Source organism: Frankia sp. BMG5.60, assembly GCF_059428125.1.
On record NZ_CM182091.1, the window covers coordinates 3,156,237 to 3,168,944 of the forward strand.

Annotated in this window: 6 protein-coding genes; 1 reads left to right on the plus strand and 5 read right to left on the minus strand. The window is 75.0% G+C overall.

Annotation, left to right across the window (positions count from 1 at the left end):
• Positions 1-25: 25 nt before the first annotated feature.
• The 3 genes from AC5R91_RS12635 to AC5R91_RS12645 form a co-directional block, all read right to left on the minus strand.
• Complete coding sequence (locus tag AC5R91_RS12635) at positions 26-2,827, minus strand: PA14 domain-containing protein (RefSeq protein ID WP_495397343.1); 2,802 nt, start codon at positions 2,825-2,827, stop codon at positions 26-28.
• Positions 2,814-4,280 carry a glycosyltransferase gene (locus tag AC5R91_RS12640; protein WP_495397344.1) on the minus strand — a complete coding sequence of 489 codons (1,467 nt, stop codon included), beginning with the start codon at positions 4,278-4,280 and terminating at the stop codon, positions 2,814-2,816. The genes AC5R91_RS12635 and AC5R91_RS12640 overlap by 14 nt, the downstream gene beginning before the upstream one ends.
• Positions 4,281-4,796: 516 nt before the next feature.
• Entirely contained in the window at positions 4,797-7,850 is a 3,054-nt protein-coding gene (locus AC5R91_RS12645; RefSeq protein WP_495397345.1) for an FAD-binding and (Fe-S)-binding domain-containing protein, read from the minus strand.
• A 100-nt stretch (positions 7,851-7,950) separates the two neighbouring features.
• Here AC5R91_RS12645 and AC5R91_RS12650 point away from each other — a divergent pair, with 100 nt between their 5' ends.
• Complete coding sequence (locus tag AC5R91_RS12650) at positions 7,951-8,415, plus strand: VOC family protein (RefSeq protein ID WP_495397346.1); 465 nt, start codon at positions 7,951-7,953, stop codon at positions 8,413-8,415.
• Between the two features lie 114 nt (positions 8,416-8,529).
• Here AC5R91_RS12650 and AC5R91_RS12655 read toward each other — a convergent pair whose 3' ends face one another.
• Together AC5R91_RS12655 and AC5R91_RS12660 are read right to left on the minus strand one after the other, a co-directional pair.
• Positions 8,530-11,262, minus strand: a complete 2,733-nt coding sequence (locus AC5R91_RS12655) for a HelD family protein (RefSeq protein WP_495397347.1) — start codon at positions 11,260-11,262, stop codon at positions 8,530-8,532.
• Between the two features lie 632 nt (positions 11,263-11,894).
• Positions 11,895-12,557 carry an HhH-GDP family DNA glycosylase gene (locus tag AC5R91_RS12660; RefSeq protein WP_495397348.1) on the minus strand — a complete coding sequence of 221 codons (663 nt, stop codon included), beginning with the start codon at positions 12,555-12,557 and terminating at the stop codon, positions 11,895-11,897.
• Between the last annotated feature and the right edge of the window lie 151 nt (positions 12,558-12,708).

Sequence of the window (12,708 nt, forward strand, 5' to 3'; positions counted from 1 at the left end):
ACGGGTGGTCCGTCCAGGTGCGCGCTCAACCGACCCGCACCCATCGGGCGACCGAGGGGACCCCGGCGGTGTTCTGGGCGAACATCATGTAATACCCCGGCGGAAGCAGGTTCGGATTGTCGGGGACCGCGACCGAGATCTGGCCGCCCTGGCCGCCGCCCGACACCGGCAGATCGACGCTGCGCTGGTTGGGATCGGCCTGGTGGGTGACCGACGCGGGCCGCAGCAGTGCGACCCGGCCGATGTCACCGTCGACCGTCAGCGCCTGCCGCGAGCCGTAGCCGAACGTGTCGGCCGCCTGGGTGATCGCGGGGCGTTGCCGGCTCATGTACCACGGCCGGTAGACGGAGATCGCCTGGCTGAACGACCCGTCGAGCGGGTTGTTCCCCAGCGCCGCGACGCTGCCGTCGGGCAGCAGGAACGCCTGCGAGTGGTAGGTCCGGTCCTGAGGGTCCGGCGGGACGGAGGTGAAGGTGTCCGCGACCGGGTCGTAGATCGACGCCTCGTGCACCGGGTCGGAGCGCAGGTGCCGTCCGCCGCCGGTCTCCAGGACCTTCCCGTCGGGCAGGATCACGGCGCTGACGTACATCTTCGCCGCGGGCAGGTCCGGGCCGGCCTGCCAGTGCGGGTCGGGCTGGCGCAGGTCGATGAGGTCGGTGGCGGCGATGGCGTCGGCCCCGGCGTCGCCGTTGCCGCCGCCCAGGGTCAGCACCCGCCCGGCCTGGGCCGGCGGAAGCAGCACCGAGGCGCCCTGGTCGCGCAGGTTCACGTGACGCAGGCCCGGCACGTCGTTGACCGTCGCCGCGGCCGGGTCGTAGATGTTCGAGCCGGCCTCGGTCGGCGCGTTGCCGAAGGTGTGGACGCCGGCGTAGAACAGCCGCCCGTCCGTCATCAGCTTCAGCTCCGGGTAGAGGCCCCAGAAGAAGTACGTCTGCGGCACCTGGGCGGCGGGGAGCCAGGTCTGCCGGGAGCTGTCGAACATCTCGGTCGCGACGCTGCCGGCCGCGTTCTGGTCCAGGCCGCCCACGGCGAGGACGTTGCCGTCGCCCAGCGCGGTCAGGCTCGGATACCAGTGGCCGCCGCCGGGCAGGTCGTTCGTCGCCGTGTACGTGTCGGCCACGGGATCGAAGACGTAACTCTTCGCCAGGCCCTTGTAGTTGGCCGTCGTGGTGGAGTAGGCGGCCGTTCCGCCGGCCAGCAGGATTCGACCGTCCGGAAGCTGGACATGGCCGGAGCAGAATAGGTCGTCCGCAACAGGAATATCTTTGAACTGACCCGTAGTCGGATTCCAGACGGTGGACTTGAAGGTGTGCGCGTCGAACGCGGACAGGTCGTTTCCGGAGCCGGCGACGAGCAGCACGTTCCCGGTGTGCAGGACGCTGGCGTGTACCGACCGGACGGAGCTCGGATAGCTCAGCGTCTGCCAGGATCCGCCGCAGTCGGAGGCGCAACCGCCCGGCGGCGGGGGCGGGACGGGACCGGGGTCGCCGCCGCCGGTGTAGTCGACGCGGATCTGCGCCCCGCCGGCCCGGTCGTAGTACTCGGTGACGATCGTGTGGGTGCCCGCGGTCATCGTCGGGGTGGCGGTGAAGGTGGTCGGGCCCTGGTCGTTCCAGCCGTCGATCACCCGGGTGCCGTCGACGTAGACACGCACCCCGTCGTCGGCGGTCGCGGTGATCGTGATCGGACCGGCGGCGAAGCGGTCGGCCCGGGTCCAGCGGGCGGAGAAGGCGTCCACGCCGATGGCGGCCACGCCCGGGCCGCCGTCACCGTAGTCGTGGTGCAGTCCGGTCTCGCAGCGCGCCGGCGTCGGCGTGCCGGTGAGCGTGACGTTGCCGAAGTACTGGGCCGACCACTGCAGGCCGTGGCACGCGGCCGCGGGTGTGAGGGTGTAGCCGACCCGCGCGGTCGCGCCTCCCGCGTGCTCGTAGTACTCCACCCGGATGGCATGGCTGCCGGCGGTGACCTCCGTGCTCGCCGTGTACGTGGTGGGGCCCTGGTCGCGCCAGCGGTCGATGATCGGCTGGTCGTCGAGGTAGACCCGGATCCCGTCGTCGGCGGTCACGGTGAACGCCAGGGTGCCGGCGGCGAAGGTCGCCGTCCGCGTCCACCGGGCGGAGAAGTTGTCGGCGCCGATGCCGGCCAGGCCGGGACCGTCGTCGCCCCAGGCGTAGTCGACGGCCGCCGAGCAGCGGGGCACCCCGGTGCCGCTCATCGTCCGGTTCGGGAAGTAGGTGCCCGCCCACTCGCCCGCCGCGCAGTCGGGCCCGGCGCCGCCCGATCCCGCCGGACCGCCGGTGAGGTCGAACTCGACCATGGCGCCGCCGGCGTTCTGGTAGTACTCGACGACGATCGTGTGGGCGCCCGCGGCCAGGGTGCGGGTGCCGGTGAACGTCTGCGGACCGTGGTCGCCCCAGCCGTCGGCGACGGACTGCCCGTCGATGAGCACCCGGACGCCGTCGTCGCCGGTCACGTTCACCGTGTAGGAGCCGGCGGCGAGGGTGACCTGGCGGGTCCAGCGCACCGAGTAGCCGGTGGTGCCGATGCCGGTGACGCCGGGGCCGTTCGCCGACCAGTCGAAGTCGATGGCGGCGTCGCAGCGCTGCCCGGCCGGGTCGCCGCCCAGCTCGGTCCCGGAGTGGAACTCGGCGTTCCACTGGTCGTCCGAACAGGTCTGCGCCGACGCCGCCGGCGAGCCCGCGACCAGCAGGGCGAGTTGCCCGACGGCCGAGGCCAGCACCACGGCGACCAGGGCCCGGCCGGACCGGGTCGGGCGGGCGAGCCGGCGCGACCGCAGCTCACGTGGCCGCAGCTCACGTGGCCGCATCAGGGGCCTCCTCCCCCGGCGCGCCCGCCGGCCAGGACAGGCCACCCGGCCGACTCGCGCCCTGGGCCCGGCCCGGCCGGAATGGTCGTGACGGGCCCGCGGGCCCACTCGGGGCCGGCGTGGGCGATCCTGCCGGCCGGCGGCGGTAGACCAGCCGCTCCACCACCAGGTAGCGGATGATCACCGCGGCGGCCAGCGACAGCAGGGTCGCCGTGCCGACGCCGAAGCCCCACCGGCCGACGAGCAGCGCGAGCAGCGGCAGCCGGACGACGAGGTCGAGGTTGTTGATGATCGCGAACACCGGGTAGCGACGGAGCCGGGAGCCGGCCTGGCGGTCCCAGACCAGCAGCTCGCAGCCGGCGAAGTTCCAGGCGATCGCGACCTGCGTGGCGAGGATCGCCGCGGCCAGGTAGTGCAGGCCCAGGTGGTGCAGGACGGCGGTGCCGGCCAGGTTCGGGACGGTCCCGGACGCCCCGACCAGGGCGAACCGCGCCGGGCGGGGCACCCGCAGCGAGAACAGCCGCCGAACGAACCGCACTCCCTCGGACATCGAGGCGTTCGAGGCGCCGGCGTGCCGCTCGGCGAAGGCGTAGCCGACCTCCCGGATGCGCAGCGGACCGGCGGTGGCCAGCAGCTCCAGCAGGATCTTGTAGCCGTCGGGACGCAGCCCCGCCCGGTCGACCGCGGCCACCCGGACGAGGAAGAAGCCGCTCATCACGTCGGAGACACCGCGCAGCCGCCGCGGGAACGCCAGCCGGCAGAGCAGGTTCGAGCCGGTGGAGACGAGGTGCCGGGTGGTGCCGGCGAGACCTGAGGCGCTGCCGCCGGGCGCGTAACGGCTGCCGATGACCACGTCGGCGGCATCGTGCAGCGCCGCGGCGAGCAGGGCGGGGATCGTCTCCGGCGGATGCTGCAGGTCGCCGTCGATGATCACGGCGTAGGGCGCCGCGCACAGGGCGAAACCCTCGCTGACCGCGCCGCCGAGACCGCCCACCCGGTCCCGCGGCGCGCGATGATGCACCCGCACCGGCAGGCTCACCGTCGGCCGGACCCGGGCGATCGCCTCGAGTGTTCCGTCGTCGGAGTCGTCGACGAAGATGACCTCGCCAGCGAGGCCCCGCAGCGCCTCGTCGAGCCGGCGCAGCAGGGGCTCGACGTTGTGCGCCTCGTTGCGGGTCGGCACCACGACAGACAGCCGCGGGGCCACCGGCGCGAGGCGGTGGGCGGTCGTCGGTGGGTCGGGGTCGGCGTCGAGGTCGAGGTCGGAGTCGGAGTCGGGGTCGAGGTCGGGGTCGAGGTCGGCGTTGGCGGGCAGGGGCGAATCGGCCCTGGCCCCGCCCGCTGCCGCCGCGCCGGCCAGGACGTCCGGTGGGGTGCGGGGTTGAGGCAGGACCGGCCGACGCAGGAGGCCGGTGAGGTCGTCGGGAAGATCCCCGGTACTCGTCGGCGTCATCGCGGCTGGCCTCCGCCCGGTCCGCGCGCTATCAGTCGGCGGACCCTCACGAGGCGAACCGGCGCCGACTGGTTCCCGTTCCCGGGGGCGGCCGCCGGCAATGCGACACACGGTCTGTCGGGCATGGTTGTGGCAAGGAGCATGACGAATTTCCCCCAGCTGGAGCCGAAAAAGAAACAACGAATCGGGCCATTTTCGTGACACCCCCGGCCCGAATCTCGGCCTGACAACTCCCGAGGCTGAGCGAAAAATTACCGTACGGTCGCAACAGGTGGGCACAAGTGCCCACCAGGCACACTCCGAGACACAACCAACGTCGCTACGCGACCCGCCGACGGGCCCAACCAGCACGAAAATCCACGACATTCTCCACGGTAAATCCTGCGCATCTTTACCGGAGTCGAAGACCGCCTTCTCTCCCGACCACAACGAGGCGGGAGAATGTGGTTCATGGCATACGTCCGATGCCGGACAAGCGAGCCTATGGCCCGGATAGGGCGAGTCCGGACCGCCGCGTCAGGTGGCGACGGTCGGGGGTGCGGTGGTCGGGGGCGCGATGGTCGCGGGCGCGGTGGTCGGGGGCGCGATGGTCGCGGGCGCGATGGTCGCGGGCGCCGCAACGGTCGGGGGCGCGGCGAGCAGCTCGGCGAGATGGCGGCCGTGCCGGGTGGTGATGTGCGCGGCCTGGGTGCGGCAGGAGAACCCGTCTGCGAGCAGCATCGCGTCGGCGGGTGCCGCCGCGGCCGCCCGGCCGATGCCCCGCTTCGCGATGGCGACGGAGACGTCGTAGTGCCCGGCCTCCATCCCGAAGTTGCCGGCCAGGCCGCAGCAGCCGGCCAGCACCTCCAGCCGGGCGCCGGTCGCTGAGAGCAGGTCGCGGTCGACCGTGAAACCCATGACCGCGTGCTGGTGGCAGTGCGGTTGGGCGAGCACCCGCACCCCGTCGAGACGCGGCGGCGCCCAGCCGGGGGTGGCCGCCAGCAGCTCGGCGAGCGTGCGGACCCCGCCCGCGACCAGGGCCGCGGCCGGGTCGTCGGGAAGCAGCTCGGTCAGGTCGCCACGCAGCACCGCGGTGCAGGACGGCTCCAGGCCGACGATCGGCGTGCCCGCTCGGGCGTACGGCGCCAGGCTCGCCACGGTCGCCCGCAGCCGTCGGCGTGCCCCGTCGAGCTGGCCGGTGGTGATCCAGGTCAGCCCGCAGCACGCCGGGCCGGGCGGCACGATCACCCGGTAACCGGCCGCGGTCAGCACCTCGACCGCCGCCCGCCCGACCTCGGGCGAGAACGACTCGGTGAACGAATCGATCCAGAGCACCACGTCCCGGCCCCCGCCCCCGCCGCCGCCCCCGTCTCGCCGGATCCGCGCCTGCCACCAGCGGCTGAACGGCTCGACCGCGAACGTGGGAACGTCGCGGCGGGGATCCATGCCGCCGAGACGCAGCAGGGCACGCCGGGCCGCGGGCCGGGACAGCACCGCGTTGACCAGCGCGGGCGCCCGGCCGGCGAGGCGAGCCCAGCGCGGCAGCCAGCCGAGCACGTAGTGGCCGACCGGCCGGATCCGGTGGCGGTGCGCCCGGTACAGCACCTCGGACTTGTAGGTCGCCATGTCCACCCCGGCCGCGCAGTCGTGGGCGCAGGCCTTGCAGGACAGGCACAGATCCAGCGCCTCGGCGACCTCTCGGGACGCGGGGCCGCCGCGGACCAGCGTCCCGTTCGCCATCTCCTGCAGCACCCGGGCCCGTCCGCGGGTGGAGTCCTTCTCGTCCCGGGTGGCCAGGAACGACGGGCACATGAACCCACCCGCCGCCGACGTGTCCGCCCGGCAGGTCCCGAGCCCGACGCAGCGGTGCACGGCCCGCCCGAAGTCCCCCGCGTCGGCGGCGAAGGCGAAGCCGCCGGCGAGGGGCAACGGGCGGGCGGCGGGCAGGCGCAGGTCGGCGTCGACGGGCCGGGGCCGGACCAGCACACCCGGGTTGAGCAGGTCCGCGGGGTCGAACAGGTGCTTGAACCCGGCAAAGGCGGCGATCGCGGCCGGCGAGTACATCCGGGGCAGCAGCTCGCTGCGGGCGCGGCCGTCGCCGTGCTCGCCCGACAGCGACCCACCGTGCGCGGCGACCAGGTCGGCGGCCTCGCCGAGGAAGGCTCGCAGCCGACCGGGCGCGGCCGCGAGCGGCAGGTCGAGCCGGACGTGGACGCAGCCGTCGCCGAAATGGCCGTAGGGCACCCCCGCCAGCCGGTGGGCGCGTAGCAGCTCCTCGAAGTCGCGCAGGTAGGCGCCGAGCCGCTCGGGCGGCACGGCGGCGTCCTCCCAGCCGGGCCAGGCCGGCTCGCCGTCGGCGGTCCGCCCGGCCAGGCCCGCGCCGTCCTCCCTGATCCGCCACAGCGCGCGGCTCTCGGGCCCGGTCGCCAGCACGCGCACCGCCGACGTCCCCGCGTCGGCCGCCAGCGCCCGGCCGGCCGCCAGGGCCTGCTCCGGGGTGTCCCCACCGACCTCGACGAACAGCCAGCCGGTGCCGGCCGGCAACGCCGGCACCGCACCCGCCCCGCGGTGGCGGCGGACGATGTCGACCAGCCGGGCGTCCATCCCCTCCATCGCCAGCGGCCCGTGCGCTCGCAGGGGCGGCACCGCGTCCGCCGCGGCCGGCATGTCCGGGTAGCCGAGCACCACCATGGCGGTCGCGGGCGGGGGCGCCACCAGCCGCACCGTCGCGCCGAGCACGACCACGCAGGTTCCCTCGGTGCCGACCAGCGCCCTGGCCAGGTCCGCGCCCCGCTCCGGGAGGAGGTGCTCCAGGGAATAGCCGGACACCTGGCGGCCGAACCGCCCGAGCTCCGTGCGCAGGGTCGCCAGGTTGGCCCGGACGAACGCGTCGAGGCCGGGAATCCCGTTCGGTTCCCCGGCGCCGACGCGCAGCCGGCGACCGGTGCCGTCGAGCACGTCGAGGGACAGCACGTTGTCCGCGGTGCGACCGTAGGCGATCGCGCGCGAACCGCAGGCGTTGTTACCGATCATCCCGCCGAGGGTGCAGCGGGCGTGGGTGGACGGGTCCGGGCCGAAGCGCAGGCCGTGGCGCCCGGCGGCGGCCTGCAGTCGGTCGAGGACGACCCCGGGTTGCACGGTGGCGGTGCGTTCGGCGGGATCCAGTGCGACGATGCGGTCGAGGTGCCGGCTGACGTCCACCACGACGCCGGGGCCGACCGCGTTGCCGGCGATCGAGGTGCCGGCGCCGCGGGTCGTCAGCGGGGTACCGGTGGCCCGGCAGACCTCGGCGACCGCCGCGATGTCGTCGACCTCCCGCGGGAACACCACCACCGCGGGCGGCACCCGGTAGTTCGACGCGTCCGACGAGTACTCCGCCCGCCGCCGCGCGGAGGCGTCGACGATCGACGCGCCCGGCCGCTCGCCGAGCGCCGCCCGCAGCCGGGCGACCAGCTCGGCCCGGTCCGCGCCGCCGGGGTCGGTGCCCTCCGCGCGGCCGGCGGCCCGAAACTGTCGGACCCGAGCGAGACCATGTCCCCGTCCCGCCCCTGTCAGCGCCCGATCCCGCGCCCTGTCCCCGTCCCGCGTCACCCCACCATCCTTGCTGCCGGACGGCGCCTCCGGCACGGGATCGGCCCGTTCGCCCGGACCGGCCCGATCCGTCCCAGCCACACCGACCGCGGAGGTCACGATGAGCGACGTCTCCCCCATCCCCAGCGACTACCCCCGGCTCTCTCCCTACCTGTGCGTCGACGGCGCGGCCGCGGCGATCGAGTTCTACGCGTCCGTGCTCGGTGCCACCGAGCGGATGCGCCTGCCGGCGCCCGACGGGAAGGTGGCCCACGCCGAGCTCGCCTTCGGCGACTCGGTGCTCATGCTCTCCGACGAGTTCCCCGAGATGGGTGCCCTGAGCCCGGCCTCGGTCGGCGGGTCCCCGGTGACGATCTCGCTGTACGTCGAGGACGTCGAAGCCGCCTACGACCGCGCCCTCGCCGCCGGCGCCACCGCCGTGCGACCGGTGACGGACCAGTTCTACGGCGACCGGTCCGGTCAGTTCACCGACCCGTTCGGGCACCGCTGGAGCATCGCCTCCCGGGTCGAGCAGGTGCCCCCGCAGGAGATGGCGGCCCGGATGGAGGCGATGGGCGGCGGCTGACCGCCCCGCGCGCAGGCTCCCGACCGGCCAGTCGCTGCCCCGCCCAAGGCTCGGTCACCGCGATCCGGTCACCGCGATCCGGTCCGCCGGCGGTCGGGTCCGCCGGCGGTCGGGTCACTCGTGGTCGAGGCCACCCAGCACCGGCGGGAGCTCGCCGGAGTAGACGACGCTGAGCGAGCGGGTGGCCCGGGTCAGCGCGACGTACAGGTCGGCGAGGCCCCGGGTCGGCTCGGTGAGCAGCGCGGCCGGTTCGACGAGTACCACCGCGTCGAACTCCAGACCCTTGGTCTCCGCCACGCTGAGCACCGCGACCGGCGCGTCCAACGCATTGCCGGCGGCGCTCGCCGGATCGACCGAGTCCGGGACGACGGCCAGGTCGGGCAGCAGGGCCATCAACGCTGCCCGCAGGGCCAGCACGTCGCGGGGCCGGGCGATCACGGCCACGCGGCCCGAGCCGGCCGCCGCCGCCTCCCGCCTGGCGGCGTGCGCGACGGCGGCCAGCAGCGGCGCGGACGGCTCGTTCGCGGGGGACGGCGCGTCCCCCAGCAGCCGGGCGAGCCCGGGGACGTCCTCGACGGCGACGTCGCCGACCCGCACCGCCGTGGGGCGGTGGCCCACCGCGCGGACCGACACCGGCGCGGTCAGGCGCGGGTTCTGCGCGCGCAGAACCTCCGCGGCGACATCCATGATCTCCTGCGGGGTGCGGTAGTTGACGCTGAGCCGTTCCACCGTGAACCGCTCGTCGACCACCGGTGCCAGCAGCTCCGCCCAGCTCGTCGGCGCGCCCGGCCGGGCGGTCTGGGCCAGGTCACCGACCAGGGTGGCCGTCCGCCCGGGGCAGCGGCGCCACAGCAGCCGCCACAGCATCGGCGAGACCTCCTGCGCCTCGTCGACGATCAGGTGGCCGAACGCCCAGCCACGGTCCTCACGGGCGTGCTCGGCGGCGGTGCGCCGCACCCGGGGACCGGACCAGCGGTCGGCGAGCGCCGCCGCGTCGACCTGCCCGTCCAGGCCCAGCATGTCGACCACGCCGCGGGCGTACTCGCGTTCCTCCGCCCGTTCCCGCTCGGCGCGTCGGGCGGCCTCGAGGCCTGCCTCCTCCTCGGGGTCACCGAGCAGTTCGGCCGCCTCGTCGAGCAGCGGCACGTCCGCCGGCGTCCAGCGGCGCTCCCCGCCGGCGCCCCGCCGAGCGGCGGCCAGGCCCGCGCCGACGGCCGGATCATCGCCGACGTCCGGGCCGGTGGCGATGGCCGGGTCACCGGTCCGCGGAACCGGAATCCGGCCCGCGTGACCGGCGGGATCTGTGCCCGCCCGATCGTCCGCCCGGCCACTATCGTCCGCCCGGCCACGGTCGTCCGCCCGGCCACGATCGTCCGGACGGGCGCCGTTCGGGCCGGCGCCGGCGGCGGTCGGGAGCAGGTTCGCCGCGGCGAACAGGTCGTCGGCATCGTCCTCGTCCACCGTCCGCGGTCCGGCGACGCCGCCGGACCGGATCACCCGCGGCCCATCGGCACCGGGCAACGCCCGGCCGGGCCGGGCCGGGTCGGCGGCCGGGGGCAGATCCTGCAGCAGGGCGCGTTCGCCCGGCGTGAGCCGGTTGCCCGCCGCCCGGGCCAGCGCGGCCGAGTCGCTGAACAGGTCGCCGACGAGCTGCTGCGGCGTCAGCAGCGGCCACAGCCCGTCGAGGACCGCCCGGATCTCCTCCTCCGCCCACAGGTCGCGGGTGATCTGCCCGCGCTCGTCGGCGTCGAGCAGGCCGCCGCGGATCTGACGGACCACCTGTGTGGTGAGCTCGGCCAGCAGCTCGCGCAGGAAGACCCGCCGGGCCGAGTTGTGCGGGCGGCGGCTGCGGCGGGCCCGGGTGCGGGCCCGGGCGACGGTCTCCTGACCGAGCCGCAACACGTGGTCGTCATAGTTGATCACCAGCTCCTGCCGGGGCAGTCGCTGGCGGTCCCGCACCGCCCCGGCGACGACCTCGGCCATCCGCGGGTCGCCCTTGAGGGTGGCGACCTCGACCGGTTCGTCGGCGGTGGCGTCGACGCCGGGAAACAGCCGCCCGGGGGTCGCGAAGACCACGCCGGTCTCGCCGAGGGACGGCAGCACCTGGTCGATGTACCGCAGGAACACCGGGCTCGGTCCCACGATCAGCACGCCGGACTGGTCGAGTCGGGCCCGGTCGTTGTAGAGCAGGTAGGCCGCGCGGTGCAGCGCCACCGCCGTCTTGCCGGTGCCCGGGCCACCGTCGACGACGAGGATGCCGTTGGCCCGGGCCCGGATGATGCGGTCCTGTTCGGCCTGCAGGGTCGCGATGATGTCGTGCATGCGCCCGGTGCGGGGCGCCGCGAGGGTCTCCAGCAGCATCGAGTCGCCGGACGGCGCCACCGCGCCGTCCGGCGCCGACCCGAGCGGCCCCAACGGGTCGTCCGCGATCCCGGTGACCTCCCGCCCCCGGGTGCGCAGGTGCCGGCGACGGACGAGGCCCTGCGGGTCGGCGAGGGTCGCCCGGTAGAAGGCCGTGGCGACGGGGGCGCGCCAGTCGACGAGGATGGGCTCCTGCTCGCTGTCGGACAGGCCGATGCGCCCGATGTAGGTGCGCCGGCCGTCGTCGTGGTCCATCGCACCGAAGCAGAGCCGGCCCTCGGCGGCGTCGAGGCGGGCGAGCCGGTCGGCGTGCGCCGCGGCGAACACGTCCCGCTCGACGATCGACTGCGGGGTGCCGGTGCCGACGTCGAGCAGCACCCCGCGTAGCTGCTCCCGGGTGATCTCCCGGACCTCGTCCAGGCGGGTGTACAGCGTGTCCAGGTATGCCTGTTCGCGGGCGCGCTCGACATCCTGCATGGTCGGCACCGGCGCTCCTCCCGGGTCGGATTCGGGTTCGATGGCTGATCGGCACGGGCCGGTTTCGCCGGTGGTCGGCCCGCGGGGGCGCGCGCCACTGCGCCGAGACGCCCATGGCGCCCCGGCGTAGCTCGCCGCACCCCGGTACGGGACCGGCGCGGCAGCCGATCCGGCCAGGCCGCCGCGAACACCGGCCGCCGGCCACGGCCCGTACCTGCCGGCCGGGCGCAGACCGGTGAGCCAGGAAGGTAACAGCACCTTCCCCGCGAACCTTCCCGGCCCGCCGCGCAGACCTGTGTCCTACCGGGTCGAACGGCGGATCGGGTGGATCGGGTGGATCGGGTGGGCAGACGACCACGTCGGCGACGGCGTCCCGAACCGTACCCGGGGCACGGCGGCCGCAACGCCGCACCGGCGCGTGTTCCAGATTACGGACGTCAGGCCCGGACGTCCGGGCACCCATCCGTCTGGGCTGCGCTAAATGGGGGAGGGACGGGAACGCGTCGGGGCCGGCCGTGGGGCGGCAGGGACGTGTCGGTCGCGGGCGCCGCGCCCGTGCGGGAGCGCACGGCCGGGCTCGCGCAGAACGCACCGCGACCAGCCCCGCCCTGGTTCGGACGCACCCAGCTAGACGCACCCGGCTAGGAGCGGTCGGAGGCCGACTCGTGCAGGTCGCCGACGTCGCGCTCCTGCCGCGCCCGGACCAGCGCGGCGACCAGCCGGGGCACGTCGCCGCGGTCAACCAGGTCCAGGAACCGCTGCGGACTGGTCGGCAGCCCGAGCTCGCCGGCGGTGCGGCGCACCCGTTCGTCGAGGTAGGGGACGAGCTCGTCCCAGCCGGCCTGGGCCTCGCGCAGGAAGATGTCGGCCCCCACCGGGCCGATGCCCTTGATCTTCTGGAGCAGCGCGCGCTCGCGGTCCGGGAAGTGGTCCGCGGCCTCGCGCAGGTGCCGGATGTCGCCGTCGTAGGTGTCCGACAGGTACCGGCTGGCGTCCTCGAGCTGGCGGGAGGCGCTCTCGTCGTAGCGGGCGTAGCCGTTGCGGTGCAGGACGCCCGTGCGTTCCTCCCAGGTCGCCTCGGCCATCGACGCGGCGTCGGTCCAGCCCGCGTCCATGAGCGCGCGGGTGGCCTGGACCGCCGCCGCGGTGCGGATGCGGGCGCTGGCGAGCAGGGCGAAGACGGTCAGCCGGAACATCGCCTCGGCGGTGTCTGCCGGCACGTCGGCGCCGATCTCGTCGGCGTACGTCCGCCCGTGGCGGGTGAGCAGCTCGGCGATCACCGCCTCGGGGTCAGTTCCAACCATGCACAGGAACTACCCGCGCTGCCCGCGCCCACTCCGACGCCGCCGACCGGCAGTCCCCCGCTGCCGCCTGAGGGAACGATTCGTCCGCTTCCTGCCGGTACCAGCAGGCGGGCGAGGCGCGGGACACGGGCCACTCGGCTCCCTCGGCCCG